We start from the raw sequence: 17,835 nt of genomic DNA on the forward strand, positions 1-17,835 counted from the left end.
CGGAACGGGCATTTTTCACTGTTCCTGCTTTGAGGAGGAGAGCCAAGCTTTACGCAGTCTGCTGATCCCTTCTTCAATTTCCGCTGCAGTAAGACCCCCAAATCCCGCCATGACGATTGAAGAGCTGCTTTCATGAGGCTTAATCCAGAAATCGGATACCGGATAAACTTTCACACCGAGTTTTTCCGCTTTATGTATGAGGTCTTGTGCATGTCGGTCTGTCTTCATCAAAATATGGAGCCCCGCTTTTTCGCCGATGATTCCACGTCATTTCCGAAATGCGTTTTAATGGCCGATATTAATGTTTTGTGCTTTTCTTGATATACTTTTTTCATTTTACGGATGTGCCTTTCGAAAAACCCTTCTTTCCTAAATAAAAACATCGCTTTTTGAATGATGGGTGAAGCAGACTGGCTGTAGCGGCCAAGCTTCTCTTGAAATTCATCCGCCAGTTTTGAAGGCAGAACGATATAACTCAATCTCGCTCCCGGAAGAAATGACTTTGAAAAAGTCCCTAAATAAATGACATTTTCTTTTTTATCAAGCGCTTTTAAAGATGGAATAGGCCTGCCCTGATAGCGGAATTCGCTGTCATAGTCGTCTTCGATAATATAGGCCTTCTCACGGCTTGCCCATTCAAGCAATTTCAGCCTCTTCTGTATCGGCAGAACCATTCCATACGGAAACTGATGCGATGGCGTAATATAAACGAGTTTCGCCCGTGTTGCAGCAAGCTGTGTCAAATTGATCCCATCCGTCTCCAGACCAATTGGCTGAATATCACATCCATGGTTAAGGAAAACAGAACGCACACCATCATATCCCGGATTTTCCAACGCAACCAATCGGCCGTTCATTGAGAGCAGCTGGCAAAGAAGTCCGACTGCATACTGCGTACCGGAACAGATCACAATTTGCTCAGGTGCACAGCGGACACCTCTTTGTTCAGCCCCGAGAGATCACAGCTAAAGAAAACATGCTGAACCAAAGCATGAAATTCGAATACGGGCGGACCGTACAGGAAGACCATTGACAAAAAAAGACCCGCAGCTTATGCTACCGGGTCTCCCATTGATTTTGATGCATGTTCATCTAAAAATTTCAATCCCGCTGTGTATCGCTTTCTCCGCTTCTTTATCCAGCAGACGAGCGCCAGCCGCTGATCCGGGTCCTTCTCATTGATAGAAACCAGCACATGTTCATTGATTTCAAGCGGGAAGCCGGATTCAATCTGACAGCCTGACAAGCTGATATCCTTAATCATAACCTCGTGAGCCCCTTTCTCTGAATCACGGGGAAACAGCAGTGTTCCCAGACCTTGAAAGGCCTCGCGCACGTATTTTCTCTTGAATGCATCAGGGCTTTTTTCAGTTTTCGTTAAAAAGCGTATCACTGTTGACAACGTATCAGCCCGCTTTTCCCGGTCGGCCTTTTTTGCATTTTCTTCATTAAACATAAAACCGATCAGTTTCACATACAGTTCCTTGTCCATCTCTTTGAAGTGCAGCCCGATTTCAATGTCGGCCTCGTCCTTCGTCGTCCACATCACCCGGGCCGGGACTTTTCCGACCGCATCTATGATCAGACCGTCTACATGATAGTACATATCCGAATCAGCCGTATAAGGCAGTCTGATACGCGCGCCCGTGTCGCTCACATCGATCAGTTCACATTTGTGCTCATCTACTGAAACGGTGGAAAAAGCCGCCGGCTTGTTGACTGTGAAACGCTCAGAGCTTCGGAACCTCGGCCTGTCAAAGGCAACGAGCAGCGCAAGTATGAGCCCTGTCATGTTATAGAGAACCCAAAATAAATTATACGAAGTGACGTTTATATCAAACGTATGAAGAAACAACAATTCATAAAGGGTTTTTCCGAGTGCAAGCAGCGTCATTGCGAGCAAAATCGCACACGGCAGCGCCGTTGTATATTTGAATTTTCGCCGATCTGTGTTGACGCCTTTCGGTGTGACTTTAAAATCAAACCGCTTTTTGAAAATGAATTCCGACAAGGCCGATATCGCCATGTGCGGCGCCATCGATGTATCGTAAATATGGCTCCAGTTCATACTGCGCTGCCGGTCCGAAACGGCTTTAAATGAAAGGTAAGAACCTAAAAACGCAGGCAGCCAAAACGAAGTGATCGACCACAGATCAGTCTTTAAGCTATGTATGCCAAACAGCAAAAACATGAGCGGCGCGAGGATGTATACCATCTTAAAAACGCCGAAAAACCAAAAGAGAATGCCGTCAAAATAAAGGATTCGCTGCATGGGCGTCAAGCCTTTTAAGAAAAGCGGATTCCACTTCTTTCCGCACTGAATGTTTCCCCTGCACCAGCGGTCGCGCTGTTTCAAAAGATCCATCCACGTTTCCGGCGAGAGACCGACCGCAAGCACTTCTTTGACGAAAACAGATTTAAATTTTGTTTGCAAAAGCATCCCTGTTGCCATATCCTCCGTAATCACACCTGTCGCAAAACCGCCGATTTCCTCCAAAGCCGTTCTTCTGAAAACCGTATTGCTGCCGACGTACATGACAGCATTAAAACGGTCTTTCCCAGCCTGGAGCCTGCGCATGAAAAAGTCCTGCTCATTCGGAATGTTCGCTCCGGAAAATAAGTTGTACTGATAAGGATCTTCATTATAGAAAGCCTGCGGCGTTTGAACAAAAGCCACTTTTTCCTTCTTAAAATAGCCGACGGTTTTCTGCAAAAATGAAGGGAGCGGAACCATATCGGCATCCATCGTCACAATCAGTTCCCCGTTTGAGCAGCTCATCGCATGGTTTAAATTCCCCGCTTTTGCATGCTCATTGTTTTGCCTTGTAACGTAATGAACGCCAAGTTCCTCAGCCAGCTTTTGAATAGCCGTCCGCCTTCCGTCATCACACAAATAAATGTTGACAAGCTCTTTTGGATAGTCGAGGTTCAGACAGCCTGCCACCGACTTTTTCAGCACATGGCGCTCCTCGTTATAAGTTGCAATGAGAATATCAACGCTCGGCCGATGGTCTTGATCGCCCAGCTTTTCCGGCTCCCGCTTCTTTTCCTTCCATACTAGCGTATAAAAGACCAAGAGCTGTAAAAAGCCGATACATTCAGTTGCAATCAGGATGACGCCCATCACGATATCGGCGGGGCGAGAGACGGGCAGCGTAAAGCCGAACCGCCATACAATATACACACCGTTCGTCATAAGACACAGTATGATTAAAAACTTCTTAAAACGCGAATTCACCCGCGATCCCCAAAAACCGATGAGAATCAGAGCAATCATTGCCGCGGGATAGTAGTGTAAAATAAATTCCATTTTCTTCTCCTTATGTGATACATAAAAAAACCTTTTTACAGGGTTTCTCTAAAATATTCCTTTATTTCTTTCTTTTGCACTCAAATATATTACCACTATTTGTCCTAATTTTCTTTAAAAAATTATAAAAATTATATCTTTTTATCTATTAAAAACTGAAATTATACGACTATAGTCTCTTGTTCAAAAAAATCATAAGGCTCACATTGATAACCCTTCACATGTACCCCGTATCAAGATTGAATCTTTTGTCTCAGACGTCCTGTGTCTTTTCAGAGAAAGGAGCTGAATGTATCAACGCTTTACAAAAGAAAAAAGGTCTCTGCTCCTAAATGTTTGATTTATTTTTGACGGATTAACAGCTATTTTGTGTCGATTTTTATTCCATAAAAAGGGAATCCAGGAATAATTGCATCAAAAACGGCCTGCACAAGGGCCATTACCTATATCCAGACACGTCTTTAGCCAAATGGAGCTGTTCTTGATCATTATGGGAAAACAGTTAGGTCTTCCTGCACGGTTGTCTGAATTTTGATTTTTTTAGTATACTTAATTTAGTTAAATAACTCAGCAAGGGGATCACATAAAGGATGGGGGAAAGAATATGGAAGCAAAAACAAAGGTACAACATATACCGATTCAAACAACAAAAGAACAGGATGAAAATTTTTTTGCAAGAGCAATGAATGTTAAAATCGGCATCATTCCGCTGCCCGTATATTTGCTGCTCTTCGCTTTGATTGTGACGTTTGTCTATATGCACGATCTGAAAAGCGACATTTTAACAGCCATTGCGGTTACGGGCTTTTTCGGATTCACCTTCGCCCAAATCGGAAAGTCGCTGCCGCTTCTTCGTTCTGTCGGCGGTGCCGCTATACTTGCGACGTTTATTCCTTCAGCTATCGTCTATTACCATCTCATTCCCGATGACATTATCAAATCAACAACTGAATTTACAGAAAACTCAAACTTTCTTTATTTGTTCATCTCTGCCATTGTAGTCGGAAGCATTTTAGGAATGAAAAGAGAAACGCTGGTCAGGGCGTTCATTAAAATTTTTATTCCTCTGATTGCAGGGACCATTGCTGCAGCGGCAGTCGGTCTGGCGGTCGGTACAATGCTCGGCCTCGGATTTCAGCATACGCTGCTGTACATTGTAATTCCGATCATGGCCGGAGGGGTTGGCGAGGGAGCTATTCCGCTGTCCATCGGCTATTCGGAAATCATGCACATGTCACAAGGGGAAGCTTTTGCACTTGTCATTCCTTCCATAATGTTCGGAAGCTTAAGCGCCGTCATTTTGTCCGGAATTTTAAATGTAATCGGGAAGAAAAAGCCTGAATTGACAGGCAACGGAAAAGTTGACCGTTTTGATAGCGGGGACGCACAGCCGCTCGAAAGCCGCGACAAAGACAAAGAAAGCCTTTTTAATCTTTCCCACTTTGCGTCAGGAGGCATTCTCGCCGTCTCATTATATTTGGTCGGTATGCTTTCACATGACTTGTTCGGATTTCCAGCACCCGTCATGATGCTTCTGCTGGCTGTTGCCCTGAAACTGTTTCGTCTGGCTCCGGCGAATTTGGAAAACGGCGCCTACGGCGTGTCGCGCTTCTTTTCAACTGCTGTGACATATCCGCTGCTTTTTGCCATTGGCGTCTCCATGACACCGTGGGACAAGCTGATCGCAGCTTTTAATATCGCCAATATTATTACGATCGTATCCGTCGTGGTCACGATGATAGCCGTCGGCTTTTTTGCAGGGAAGTGGCTGAATATGTACCCGATCGAAACCGCGATCATCAATGCTTGCCATTCCGGCCAGGGAGGCACCGGCGACATCGCAATTCTCAGCGCCGCAGAGCGCCTCGAGCTTATGCCGTTTGCCCAGGTGTCCACAAGAATCGGCGGAGCGATAACCGTTACGCTGACGCTGCTGCTGCTAGCCCAGTTTTATTGATGAATGAAAAAGCCTGCAGAGCGAGCTGCAGGCTTTCTTATTGTGGCTACCGTACTTTTTTCGGAACATAGTCGGGAAAGTCTGTCACAATCCCGTCCACGCCGGCCTTTAATAGCGGAGGCACTTCATCGCGGGAGCGGACGGTCCAAGGCGTAATCTTCATGCCGAGCGCATGAATTCTCGGCACAAGCGTAGGATCAGCGGCCACATTTTTCAAGTTGGCGTTCACGTATTTGGCATAGCCGGAAAATTCCTTAAGCTTTGCATCTGTTAAGTCCGCCGCTTTTGACGTCAAGACACCTGTCGGCATCGATGGAAGCAGCTGATGAATTTTATAGACAGAGTTAAAATCAAACGATTGTACAATGATTTTTCCGTTTTTAGGCTTATCCATTCTCCGCTCTTTCAATGCTGCTGACACTTTTCCTTCGATTCCCGGATAGCGTGCAGGCTCTTTCAATTCGATCAGCATTCCGACCTTCCCTTTATACCGGTCAAGCACTTCTTCAAATGTCGGAATGCGCTCTCCTGCGAACTGCGGACCGAAGAAGCTGCCGGCATCAAGCTTGCGCAGCTCGGCAAGCGTCAAATCCTTTACGGCAACCGGCAGCACTGAGTCAATATCTGTCGTACGGTTTACGGTCGTATCGTGAATGATGACAAGCTCCCCGTCTTTGGACATTTGAACATCCAGCTCGATATAATCTGCTTTCATCTGAAGCGCTTTATCAAAAGCAGCCATCGTGTTTTCCGGCGCATATCCCGAAGCGCCTCTGTGTGCAATGACATCCACTTTTTTAGGCTTCACCGCCGGCTCTTGTGCACCCGCATTCGGTGCAAACAGCGCTGACCCGATGGAAACCCCGATCAATGAAGATAACATCAATTTTTTGAATAAAGCTGACACATCATCCACTCCCCTTTTGCTCTTCTCTTGCCAAAGTATAGGTTCGCACTGTTAAGATTATGTTTCAGCAGTCTTTAATTTTCATAAATTTCCTGATAAACAAAAAAAGATCCCTTGGCAGAGATCTTTTTTTGGATATATCAGCGCTCACAGGCAATTTTGTCTTTATCGCGGTCCAGCTTCTTATTGGCATCATAAAGCGCTTTTGAAACATACGGCTTGTACTTCGTTTTTCCGCCTTTGTTTTTCACCGATTTCGTACGGGCGACGCCGCCTTTATAGTCTTTGTTTAAAGCTTTGCAGTTTTTGTACGTCTTTACCTTCGTTTTTGCTTCTGCCACATCGCCGGCGCCCCAGGAAAAACCGATGATCAGACCGGCAGACAAAAGACCCGCTGCTATTTTTTTCATCCCATTTGACCCCTTTCGTCTATTTGTTATGTATCTTTTACCATGATAAAATATTTTTCTTATTCGATCAAGAAAAATATGGCATTTTATTGAATAAAAAGTATGAATCGAAAAAGCGTCTCTTCGCACAAAAACCGGCCGTTATGCGCCGGTTTCATCCACATATTGATGTTCGCAAGTCTTTTTCAAAACAGCGTTAATCTCATACGCTAATTCCTTCGGATGGATGCACAGCATGTCTTCCAAAGGGCTGTCCCAGTTCCCGTTCTTTATCAATTTCAGCGCATAATGGCCTGCCGGACTGCACTCGGGATACCACTCTACATCGAGCAGAAGGCGTTCTTCATCATGCCGCAGCTTCAAAAGGTCCCGTTTGAAGTCAGACAGCCAAGCCTTGCTGTCAGGCGCTAGTTCATCGGGGTTTGTATCAGTTAAAGAGTGATGCGCAACTGTCCAGCCGGCCGGGATTCTAAGCCTTAGCAAATTGCGGGCGCCATCAGAGGCACGCATCAAGTCTTCCAACCGTTCGATCAGCTGTTCATACGGCGCGTCAGAATCTTCGCTGACCTTCGATTGATCAGCATTTTGCATCCTGATGACGTACTTCAGTTCTCCAGCATATTCAACTTGTACCATTTTACCGCAGCTTTCATTCTCCAAGATCAATAGCGTATGGCGGGGGTCGCGAATCGGCTTTTGATACAAATGATTTTCCTTCACCTTCCAGCCGGCCGGCACCATCAAAGGATGCAATTTAAAGAAATACTGAGATTTGGTCAACGCTCTCACATCCTCTTTCATTGTTCTGTCTTCTTTCCTATCAATCTATGTGCCGGACAGGCTTCTTAGAACAACGGCGGAGCGGCCCCACAAAAAAACCGCCTGACGCTTGTTAAAGCAGTCAGGCGGTTTTTTGTCTTTTATTCTCCGGTTTTTTCTTTTCCGTAATGATATTTTGATGGATCAACAGGCTTGAAGTCTGAAATCTCGTGGAATCTCAACAGATCTTTATAGAGTACTTGGTCGGACAGATCCAGCTGTTCGGACACCTGCGATTTCAGGTTTTCCGTCTCTTGGTTGCCCTTGATCTCTTTTCCTGTCTTTGTATCATATACGGTCGTATCAATCATCGTGTACTTCGGCGTTACATAGTTTCCATTTCTGAAAGCCACGGTTTGGTCGTGGTCTTTAGAAAAGAGGTCTGTACCAAAGTTGATGTATTTTTTGCTGTCAATACCTTGCAGGTGAAGAAGTGTCGGCATGACATCCATTTCACCGCCATACGTATGGTTGACTCCGCCTTTTTTGCCCGGAATGCGGATCATAAGCGGTACGCGCTGATTCATCGCGTTTTGATACGGTGTAATCTCTTTACCTAATACTTCTTTCATCGCACGGTTGTGATTCTCTGAGATTCCGTTGTGGTCACCATAGATCACTATAACAGAATCATCAAATAATCCCGCTTTTTTCAGCTCTTTAAAGAAATCTTCAAGCGCTTCGTCAAGATAGCGCGCCGTCTGGAAGTAACCGTCTACCGTTTTGTCTCCCGTTGTTCCCTTTTCAAGGGTGGCATCCTCTTCATCCAAAATGAACGGATAGTGGTTTGTCAACGAGATTAAATGCGCATAGAACGGCTGCTTGAGCGATTTCAGCTTCGGAATTGATTCTTCAAAGAACGGCTTGTCTTTCAAGCCAAGGTTGACGAGATTATCCTCTGACATATCATATGTGCTGGCGTCAAAGAATTTGTCATAGCCAATTTGTTTATACACCTGGTCGCGGTTCCAGAATGACTTGTAGTCCCCGTGCAGCACGGCGCTTGTGTAGCCTTCTTTTTGGTTCAGAATCGCCGGCAGGGACTGGTACGTATTTTGCCCTTTTGTTACAAACGCACTGCCTTCAGGAAGTCCGTAAAGGCTGTTGTCCATCATCAATTCGGCATCCGCTGTTTTACCTTGGCCGGTCTGATGGAAAAAGTTATCGAAATACATCATGTCATCCTGGCCGTGCGCCAGCTTGTTCAAGAACGGCGTGACTTCTTTTCCGTTCAGCTTATAATCGATCAAAAACGTCTGGAAGCTTTCCAAATGAATCTTGATGATGTTCTTACCTTTTGCTGCGCCGAAATACTCGTCATTCGGTTTCGCATAATGCGAATTTGTATAGTTGATGACGCTCGTCAGGTCGTCGCTGCTCGCGTATGCCTTTTGGCTCGCGTTTTGAGCGGCCTGAACACCATCATAGATCATGTAATTGTAAGGCCCCAAATACTTGACGATGTAATTTCGGTCAAATGTTCTTGTCAAAAGCTCCGGACGGTCTGTCTCGGCAACTGCAAGGTTGATGAAAAACAGAGCCACTCCGCCGAGAACAACGGCAGCAGCCCATCTTTTTTTCAGTTGTGACGCCTTCAGTTCAGGCAGCTTCACACATAGAGCAATCAAAATGATCAAATCTGCGAAATAGACGATGTCATGAAATGCCATGATGTCAAAAACGCCGTCAGACATATTGCCGAGGTTTCCGGCTTGTTTTAAGTTTGCAAACGTCAAAAAGTCATCAAAGAAACGGTAAAACAGGACATTTGCATATAAAGCAAACGTCATCACAGCATCAATGATGATGATCCATATCGCCGACCGGCGGCCTTTTGCAAACAAAGCCAAACCGAGTGCAGCAATCGTGAAGCTCAATGGGTTGATGAACAGCAGCATGTGCTGCGTAGACCCTTTCACACCTAAATTAAACTCTAAAAAGTAGGAAGCATAGGTTTTAGCCCATACAAAAACAACAGCTAATACAAAAAAGCTTAGCTTATGAGAGAATATTTTTTTCATGATAACCTCTACCTTTTTAAACTTTTTTCAGACCGCTTTCTGTTTCAGTCAATGAAGCGTGAGGAAACGATAATATATCATTCTACTAAAAGTCTCGGCGGTTTTACAAGCACGTCCTGGTGAAATCCCCCGGCTTCCCTCACTCAAACAGTCTACGCCTGCGAAAAAAATTTTCCGCATGTAAGACAACGGCCTTTAATTAAGACGAATGAATTTCCCCAAAGGTTTCAGTTATTTTCTTTCATCTAGAAAATTGCAGTTTCCCGGACGATTAAATATCTTTATGAAATTCATTTAAATAAGCCTTTCTTTGCGCTTCTGTAAACTGACCGATCCATTCCGCACGCGCTTCCTCCGTCATATACGGCAGGATGTACAGCTCGACCGCTTTATAAAATTCCGGCTCAGGCAGAATGTTGTACGTCGGAATCCGCACCCTGCCGTTCCCCCGTGTCTCTATCAGTATATCCATCAAGAAAATGCCTTTCGGGCTGTAGCGGCGCTCCGCCATTTTAAGGCTTTTGATGTCCTTGAACAACACAGATTTCTTCCCTGAGAATATCCGCCCGTCTTCTCCCTCGATAATGGTGAAGATGATGTTTCCTTTTTTCGTGAAGGCCGGAAAAACCATTAGAAAGGTCATCAAACCGTAGATGACCCCGAAAGTTCCAACTCCCACGTACAGCAAGGAATATTTTGATTCGAGTTTTATTGCTTCATAAAAGAGCCATGCTCCAATCAATCCGAAACCTGCAGTCCCTGCAAAAACCCATACTCTAAAGGACATTCTGCTTTTCACATCAAATGTCTGCTTTTTTTCCTGTTCCAAAAATAATTAGGCCCTCCTCTACTTCAGCAAGCGGATTCCGCTACAAATAATATTCATGCCAAGACCTACCTTACCACAGAAACCAGTTCCTGCATAAAACTTCATGTATTTGTCTGTCCCTAATCAGAATGAATACAGAAAAGGCTCCCGGCCATCTGCCGGCAGCCTTCCCCTATTTTGAAATATCAACAAATCCCTCGCCGAATACATCCCTGACATCGTGGATGATGACAAATGCTTTTTTATCTGTGCTTCTAATAATTTTCTTCAGCATGGACAGCTCTTGTTTATTAATGACAATGTATAAAATTTCTTTGGAGTCGCCCGTATAGTGCCCGCGTCCCGATAATATCGTGACGCCGCGGTCCATCAGGGTATTGACCTGCGCCGCGATCTCGTTTTTATGCTCGGAAATAATCGTGATCGCCTTTTTCGTGTTGAGCCCTTCGATAATGAAGTCCATGACCTTCGTGGCGATGTACAGCATGACAATCGTAAACATCAGCTTTTCAGCTCCAATGATAAAGTAGGAACTGAAGACGACAACTAAATCGATCATCAGCAAGGCATAGCTGATGTTCCAGTCAAAATATTTATTGGCGATTCTCGCGAGAATCGCAGACCCGGCGGTGGTTCCGCCGACACGGATGATCATGCCGATTCCGACGCCGGCAAATACCCCGGCAAAGATGGTGCTGATGATCACTTCATCGGCCGGCACCGTCCAATCTTCGGTGACGTGCAGAAAGAACGAATTGGCCGCCACCGCAATAATAGTGTAAATCGTCGTCTTTTTATCCAAAAAGCGATAGCCGATAATCAGAAGAATGCCGTTCAGTACAAAGTTTGTGATGCCCGGAGACCATTCAAAAACGTAGTATAAAATCAGCGTGATCCCCGTGACGCCGCCTTCTCCCAAGTCATTCGGGATGGCGAACAGATTCACGGCTAACGCAAAGAAAAATGCGCCTATAATGATCAATATTATGTCCATTGCTTTCTTTTTCATAAATACATCCCCTTCCTTTGTCCTTAATCGATTTCCTGTAAAAAGTAAAAAAGCCCAGGAGAGAAGCTCTTTGATTAAGAGCAAAAACTCCTGGGCTTTTATCCCACCGTGTCATAACGATACTTCGCTATGTGTTTTCTCTCGGACCAGACCAGCGCGGGAGGGCACTGCGGAACCCTAGAAAACCACCTTTTCTCTGCTATCAATTTGTCATCTTCAAGCATTATAAGTGAAATTCTGGGGTCTATCAACCCCTATATCAGCCTGAAAGATTTGTTTTTTTGTAAAATAGCTTCCATCTGTCAGCGATAAAACCATTCTATAATAATAGATATACGTGTTTTGCCTGGGAGGCGCTCTTATGAACAAACAAAAACGGCAATGGCTCATCAAGCAGACCATTCTCGAACATCCGGTAGAAAATCAGGAACAGCTGGCATCCCTGCTGGAAAAACGCGGCATCACCGTTTCGCAGTCTACCATTTCCCGCGATATTAAAGAAATGTATCTTGTGAAACAGCCCGGTGAAAACGGAAAACTTGTCTACACGACAAATGCTTCTTTATCCATCAATCCTTCCAAAATATTAAAAGATAAAATCTCTGACGTTGTCCTGCATGTGCATCGAACGGACAACTTGATCATTATTAAAACAATGCCCGGCAACGCCCATGCCATCGGCGTTCTTCTTGATAAGCTCGGAAGCCCGGAAATGCTGGGCTGTATATGCGGGAACGATACATGCCTTGTGATTTCCCAGTCACCTGAGGCAGCCCAATCATTTTATGACCATTTATGCTGATCCGGCCGTCCGGATCAGCTTTTTTTGCCCTTCAAAAAAATTTTTTTCGAGAAATCCCCGTTAAAAATATACACGTTTTATACGTTCTATTCTCCGCTCCGACAGGAACTTATTTTCCATTTATCATAATTATTCATTTTTGTTTTTGCTTCATCAAAAAACATGTGAAATATATCACGTTTTTGTTGTTATCGCTTTCACATCGCGCTTCTCCTTCCTGTTTTAAGCTGTACATGTAACAAAAAGAGCTTAGGAGGCGGGATGATCATGACAACACCGATACACGTTTACTCAGAAATCGGCCCTTTAAAAACCGTTATGCTGAAGCGGCCCGGTCGGGAACTGGAAAACCTTACACCCGAATATCTGGAAAGGCTTCTCTTTGACGATATTCCCTTTTTGCCAGCGGTGCAAAAAGAGCATGACCAATTTGCAGAAACATTAAAGCAACAGGGGGCTGAAGTTCTTTATTTAGAAAAGCTGACGGCCGAAGCTTTGGATGACGCATTAGTCCGCGAGCAGTTTATCGATGAGCTTTTAACGGAAAGCAAAGCGGATATCAACGGCGCATACGACAGGCTGAAAGAGTTTTTGCTTACCTTTGACGCCGATTCAATGGTTGAACAGGTGATGAGCGGCATTCGAAAAAATGAGCTTGAACGCGAAAAAAAATCGCATCTTCATGAGCTGATGGAAGACCATTATCCATTTTATCTCGATCCGATGCCGAACCTTTATTTCACAAGAGATCCGGCGGCCGCCATCGGCAGCGGACTGACCATCAACAAAATGAAGGAGCCTGCCCGCCGAAGGGAATCGCTGTTTATGCGCTACATTATCAATCACCACCCGCGTTTTAAAGGACACGAGATTCCGGTTTGGCTCGACCGTGATTTCAAATTCAATATCGAAGGCGGAGATGAGCTTGTCTTAAATGAAGAAACCGTTGCGATCGGGGTATCGGAACGGACAACGGCTCAGGCGATCGAGCGTCTTGTCCGGAACTTGTTTCAGCGGCAGAGCCGGATTCGCCGTGTACTGGCCGTCGAAATACCAAAGAGCAGAGCCTTTATGCATTTAGATACCGTCTTCACGATGGTTGACCGAGATCAATTCACGATCCATCCCGCCATCCAGGGGCCTGAAGGAGACATGCGGATCTTCGTTCTTGAAAGAGGAAAAACGGCAGACGAGATTCATACAACTGAAGAACACAATTTGCCGGAAGTGCTGAAGAGAACGCTCGGCCTTTCAGATGTCAACTTGATCTTCTGCGGCGGCGGAGACGAAATTGCTTCAGCCAGGGAGCAATGGAATGACGGCTCCAATACACTCGCGATCGCTCCGGGGGTTGTCGTCACCTATGACCGGAATTACATTTCTAACGAATGTTTGAGAGAACAGGGCATTAAGGTAATCGAAATCCCGAGCGGGGAGCTTTCAAGAGGACGCGGCGGCCCGCGCTGCATGAGCATGCCGCTCTACCGAGAAGATGTGAAATAACCAACCTAAAGAAAAAGGAGAGAGATCCATGAACCAAACGATTAATTTAAAAGGCAGAAGCTACTTAGCTGAAAAAGATTTTTCAGAAGAAGAAATCCTCTATTTGCTCGATCTGGCCCAGAAACTAAAAGAAAAAAAAGCACAAGGCATCAGGCATCGCTATTTGGAAGGCAAAAACATCGCTTTGCTGTTTGAAAAGCCTTCTACAAGAACGCGCTGCGCTTTTACGACAGCCTGTATCGACCTCGGTGCGCATCCCGAATATTTGGGCAAAGACGACATTCAGCTCGGCAAAAAAGAGTCGATCGAAGACACGGCCAAAGTTCTCGGCCGCATGTTCGACGGAATTGAATTCCGCGGATTTGAACACGAAAAAGTGATCTCACTGGCAGAGCATTCCGGTGTGCCGGTATGGAACGGGCTGACCGATTTATGGCATCCGACGCAGATGCTTGCGGACTTTATGACTGTGAAAGAACATACGGGACGCGTAAAAGGCGTCAAGCTCACCTATATCGGCGACGGCCGGAACAATGTCGCCAACAGCCTGCTCATCGGCGGCGCAAAAGTCGGCATGGACGTAAGAATCTGTTCGCCTCAAGAGCTTTTCCCTGATCAGGACATAGTTAAAATGGCGGAAGCGTTCGCTGAAGAATCCGGCGGAAAAATCACCGTTACAAGCGATACAGATAAAGCCGTGTCCGGAGCCGACGTTCTGTATACGGACGTCTGGGTATCCATGGGGGAAGAAGACAAGTTTGCAGAAAGAATCAAACTGCTCAAGCCTTATCAAGTGAATATGGATCTCGTCAAGAAAACAGGCAACGACAACGTCATCTTCCTGCACTGTCTGCCTGCCTTCCACGACCTTCATACAACCTACGGACAAAATGTTTACGAACAGCACGGCCTTAAAGAAATGGAAGTGACGGACGAAGTGTTCCGCAGCAAACACTCTAAAGTGTTCGATGAAGCTGAAAACCGCATGCACACGATTAAAGCTGTCATGGCAGCGACGCTCGGCGATCTTGACTGACAGGAAAAGGGACTCATTCCCTTTTCCATTCTAAACCGAATGAGGTGACAAAAATGGCGGAAGAAAAAAAACTTGGGCTGTTTGCGCTCATCGCGCTTGTCATCGGATCGATGATCGGCGGGGGCGCCTTCAACCTTGCAAGCGACATGGCTTCAGGGGCGGGGGCGGGAGCCATTTTAATCGGCTGGATCATCACCGGAGTCGGCATGATTGCCCTGGCATTCTCTTTCCAAAACTTGACGACGAAAAGGCCTGATTTAGACGGCGGTATTTTCACTTATGCCCGGGAAGGATTCGGCCATTTCATGGGCTTTAACAGCGGCTGGGGGTACTGGTTCGCAGCCCTTCTCGGCAATGTCGCATATGGAACGCTGCTGTTCAGCGCAATCGGATATTTCATCCCTGCGTTTGGAGACGGACAAAACATCGCATCAATTATCGGTGCAAGCGTGATCCTCTGGTGCGTGCACTTTTTGATCCTCCGCGGTGTTCAGTCCGCTGCCATGATCAACTTAATTACGACCATTTCAAAACTTGTACCGATTTTCGCTTTCATTATCGCCATTATCTTTGTGTTTCATCTTGATTTATTTACGAACGATTTCTGGGGAAAAGGGCTGTCGCTCGGTTCCATCGGAACACAGGTCAAGAGCACGATGCTGGTGACCGTCTGGGTGTTTACCGGAATTGAAGGGGCCGTCTTATTTTCAAGCCGGGCCAAGAAATCAAGCGATGTTGGCAAAGCTACTGTCATCGGCTTGATCAGCGTACTCGTGATTTACGTCATGATTACGATGCTGTCGCTCGGCGTCATGAATCAGCAAAACTTGGCCGAGCTTCCGAATCCTTCAATGGCCGCGATCATGGAGCATATCGTCGGCAAATGGGGAGCCGTGCTCATCAACCTGGGATTGATCATTTCCGTATTGGGCGCCTGGCTGGCCTGGACATTATTCGCGGGCGAACTCCCGCTGATCGCGGCACGCGAAGGGGTCTTCCCGAAATGGTTCGGCAAAGAAAATAAAAACGGTGCGCCGACAAATGCGCTGACTTTGACAAACGCCATTATCCAGCTGTTTTTGCTGACGTTTCTCATTTCAGATGCGGCCTACCAGTTTGCATTTTCCTTGGCTTCCTCGGCCATCTTGATCCCGTATCTGTTTTCCGGGCTTTATCAGCTTAAATACAGCTGGCTGCACAAAGAGCCTAACCGGGGCAAAAATCTCATCATCGGCATCATCGCAAGCATATACGGCGTCTGGCTCGTATATGCCGCGGGACTTGATTACCTGCTTTTGACCATGATTTTATACGCTCCCGGCATTCTCGTATTCCGGGCTGTGCGCAAAGGAAAAGAAGGCCCAGTCTTCAATAAAGCCGAGCTTTTGATTGCCGCCCTGATTCTTGTATTGGCCGTGATCGCCGTGATCAGACTGGCTTCGGGAAGCATTTCAATTTAACAAAACAGAGGTGATTATTAAATGAAAAAAAGAAAAATTGTCGTCGCACTTGGCGGTAATGCCATTCAAACCGGAGATGCCAGCGCAGAAGCGCAAAAGCGCGCGCTTGAAGAAACCGCCATGTATTTGGCGGATATGATCGACAGCGGCGCTGAATTAATCATCACGCACGGAAACGGCCCGCAGGTCGGAAACCTGATGATCCAGCAAAAGGAGGCGGATTCTCCGAAAACGCCGGCCATGCCGCTTGAAACCTGTGTTTCGATGACCCAGGGAATGATCGGCTATTGGCTGCAAAATGCCCTTGACCGGGCGCTTCACGCAAAAGGGAAAGGCGGACATGCGGCAACCGTCATCACCCGCGTCGCCGTTCGAAGCGATGATGAAGCGTTCCGCAACCCGACAAAGCCGATCGGTCCATTTTACAGCGAAGAAGAAGCGAAAGAACTGATGAACAGCCGAAACGGCGGCCTCGTTTTTAAAGAAGATGCCGGAAGAGGCTGGCGCCGCGTCGTACCGTCTCCGGCCCCGGTATCGATTCTTGAACACGATGTTATCAATGATCTTGTCGAACACGGACATATCGTCATTGCAGCCGGCGGCGGAGGCGTTCCCGTCATCGAAAACGGCGATGCCGTCTCCGGTATTGACGCCGTCATCGACAAAGACTTTGCAGCCTGCAAACTGGCGGAGCTTGTGCAGGCTGACGAACTGGTCATTCTAACAGGTGTCGACTATGTTGCCGTCGATTATTTAAAGCCGACAGAACGTGCGCTGAAACGCGTCACCACCGAAGAACTGAAAGGTTATATAAAAGAAAAGCAATTTGCAGAAGGAAGCATGCTGCCAAAAGTCAAAGCAGCCATTCAGTTTGCTGAAGCTAAAAAAGGCAACAAAACGGTCATCACATCCCTGAAATTAGCCAAAGACGCTCTCCAAGGAAATGCCGGCACGATTGTCGTCCAAGCCTAAATGCAAAAGGAAGGGCTCAGGGAGGGTTCTTCCTTTTGCCAATCGTCAAAAACAAGTAAAATTTAAAGTATATAGCCGCAACATAAGAAAATCGATAAGGGTGGTCCATATGAAGAACAAAGACATCGTACATCAGCTGAAAAAGTTTCCTCTTCTCGCTTCCCTGAATAAAAGAGATCTGGAAGATATGAAACAGTTTATCTATTGGCGCTCTTACCATAAAGGCCAGATATTATTTATGGAAGACGACCCCCGGGAACGAATGTACCTTCTTCTCGACGGCTTTATCAAACTCGAAAAATCAAACGAAGCCGGATCCATGTTTTATACCGACTATGTACGTCCTCATACCCTCTTTCCATTTGGAGGCTTGTTTCGGGATGAGCATTATCACTATGCCGCCGAAGCCTTAACAGATATTGAACTCTACTATATACCCATGAACATCTTCGAAGATCTCGTCCGGGACAACAAAAACCTGCTTTACGATATTCTCAATCATTTATCAGACATCCTTGCCCTTCACGAGGAAAGGCTGAAGCGCATCACACTCTCCCATGCCCACGACAGGGTTACACAAGCCATTTATTATTTAACCGAAAGCCTCGGTCAAAAAGAAAGCAACTCAACCGTCATCAACTGTCCGATCACCGCTGCCGAAATCGCCAAAATCTCGGGGACATCCCGCGAAACCGTCAGCGCCGTCCTGAAAAAGCTCCGCTGCGAAGGCGTTATCAGTCAAATGAACAAGCAGATCATGATCAATCGGCCGGAATATTTTATGTAGGCATATATGAGAA

General features: G+C 46.1%; 16 protein-coding genes and 1 riboswitch. Of the genes, 7 read left to right on the forward strand and 9 right to left on the reverse strand.

Translation table 11 applies throughout. The features are described 5' to 3' along the window. Positions 1-15: 15 nt before the first annotated feature. The 3 genes from TRNA_RS44210 to TRNA_RS41930 all read right to left on the reverse strand — a co-directional run bounded on the left by TRNA_RS44210 (position 16) and on the right by TRNA_RS41930 (position 3,310). Positions 16-228 (reverse strand): hypothetical protein, encoded by a 213-nt coding sequence (locus TRNA_RS44210; RefSeq protein WP_223307066.1) that lies wholly within the window; start codon positions 226-228, stop codon positions 16-18. Continuing rightward, a complete protein-coding gene (locus tag TRNA_RS41925; protein ID WP_231105287.1) occupies positions 228-911 on the reverse strand; it encodes a PLP-dependent aminotransferase family protein in 684 nt (227 codons plus the stop codon). The genes TRNA_RS44210 and TRNA_RS41925 overlap by 1 nt, the downstream gene beginning before the upstream one ends. 140 nt (positions 912-1,051) lie before the next feature. After that, complete coding sequence (locus tag TRNA_RS41930; RefSeq protein WP_003186428.1) at positions 1,052-3,310, reverse strand: glycosyltransferase; 2,259 nt, start codon at positions 3,308-3,310, stop codon at positions 1,052-1,054. 604 nt (positions 3,311-3,914) lie between these two features. Here TRNA_RS41930 and TRNA_RS41935 point away from each other — a divergent pair. Then, positions 3,915-5,267 (forward strand): 2-hydroxycarboxylate transporter family protein, encoded by a 1,353-nt coding sequence (locus TRNA_RS41935; RefSeq protein ID WP_011198435.1) that lies wholly within the window; start codon positions 3,915-3,917, stop codon positions 5,265-5,267. A 46-nt stretch (positions 5,268-5,313) separates the two neighbouring features. Here TRNA_RS41935 and TRNA_RS41940 read toward each other — a convergent pair whose 3' ends face one another. The 6 genes from TRNA_RS41940 to TRNA_RS41965 form a co-directional block, all read right to left on the reverse strand. Next, a complete protein-coding gene (locus TRNA_RS41940; RefSeq protein WP_011198436.1) occupies positions 5,314-6,174 on the reverse strand; it encodes a glycerophosphodiester phosphodiesterase in 861 nt (286 codons plus the stop codon). 140 nt (positions 6,175-6,314) lie between these two features. Beyond that, positions 6,315-6,584, reverse strand: a complete 270-nt coding sequence (locus tag TRNA_RS41945) for an excalibur calcium-binding domain-containing protein (RefSeq protein WP_003186434.1) — start codon at positions 6,582-6,584, stop codon at positions 6,315-6,317. 141 nt (positions 6,585-6,725) lie between these two features. Then, entirely contained in the window at positions 6,726-7,373 is a 648-nt protein-coding gene (locus tag TRNA_RS41950) for a hypothetical protein (RefSeq protein WP_223307128.1), read from the reverse strand. A 131-nt stretch (positions 7,374-7,504) separates the two neighbouring features. Beyond that, positions 7,505-9,424, reverse strand: a complete 1,920-nt coding sequence (locus TRNA_RS41955) for an LTA synthase family protein (protein ID WP_003186439.1) — start codon at positions 9,422-9,424, stop codon at positions 7,505-7,507. A gap of 271 nt (positions 9,425-9,695) precedes the next feature. Then, the gene (locus tag TRNA_RS41960) at positions 9,696-10,253 is read right to left on the reverse strand and encodes a YfjD family protein (protein WP_011198438.1); all 558 of its coding nucleotides are present in this window, start codon (positions 10,251-10,253) and stop codon (positions 9,696-9,698) included. Positions 10,254-10,425: 172 nt separating this feature from the next. Beyond that, complete coding sequence (locus TRNA_RS41965; protein ID WP_003186443.1) at positions 10,426-11,262, reverse strand: YitT family protein; 837 nt, start codon at positions 11,260-11,262, stop codon at positions 10,426-10,428. 85 nt (positions 11,263-11,347) lie between these two features. Next, positions 11,348-11,454, reverse strand: a riboswitch (guanidine-I (ykkC/yxkD leader). Between the two features lie 169 nt (positions 11,455-11,623). Between TRNA_RS41965 and argR the strand changes: the two genes are divergently transcribed. The 6 genes from argR (at position 11,624) to TRNA_RS42000 (ending at position 17,822) form a co-directional block, all read left to right on the forward strand. Further along, positions 11,624-12,064: an arginine repressor gene (gene argR / locus TRNA_RS41970; RefSeq protein WP_003186445.1), complete on the forward strand. Its 441-nt coding sequence runs from the start codon at positions 11,624-11,626 to the stop codon at positions 12,062-12,064. 267 nt (positions 12,065-12,331) lie between these two features. Then, positions 12,332-13,567, forward strand: a complete 1,236-nt coding sequence (arcA, locus tag TRNA_RS41980) for an arginine deiminase (RefSeq protein WP_011198439.1) — start codon at positions 12,332-12,334, stop codon at positions 13,565-13,567. Between the two features lie 28 nt (positions 13,568-13,595). Then, positions 13,596-14,603 (forward strand): ornithine carbamoyltransferase, encoded by a 1,008-nt coding sequence (gene argF, locus TRNA_RS41985; RefSeq protein WP_009329881.1) that lies wholly within the window; start codon positions 13,596-13,598, stop codon positions 14,601-14,603. 53 nt (positions 14,604-14,656) lie between these two features. Beyond that, a complete protein-coding gene (arcD, locus tag TRNA_RS41990; protein WP_009329882.1) occupies positions 14,657-16,063 on the forward strand; it encodes an arginine-ornithine antiporter in 1,407 nt (468 codons plus the stop codon). 21 nt (positions 16,064-16,084) lie between these two features. Then, complete coding sequence (gene arcC / locus TRNA_RS41995) at positions 16,085-17,035, forward strand: carbamate kinase (RefSeq protein WP_003186452.1); 951 nt, start codon at positions 16,085-16,087, stop codon at positions 17,033-17,035. Positions 17,036-17,144: 109 nt separating this feature from the next. Continuing rightward, positions 17,145-17,822 carry a Crp/Fnr family transcriptional regulator gene (locus tag TRNA_RS42000; protein WP_003186457.1) on the forward strand — a complete coding sequence of 226 codons (678 nt, stop codon included), beginning with the start codon at positions 17,145-17,147 and terminating at the stop codon, positions 17,820-17,822. Positions 17,823-17,835: the final 13 nt, after the last annotated feature.

Origin of the sequence: Bacillus licheniformis DSM 13 = ATCC 14580, from assembly GCF_000011645.1 — a bacterium.
GTDB lineage: Bacteria > Bacillota > Bacilli > Bacillales > Bacillaceae > Bacillus > Bacillus licheniformis.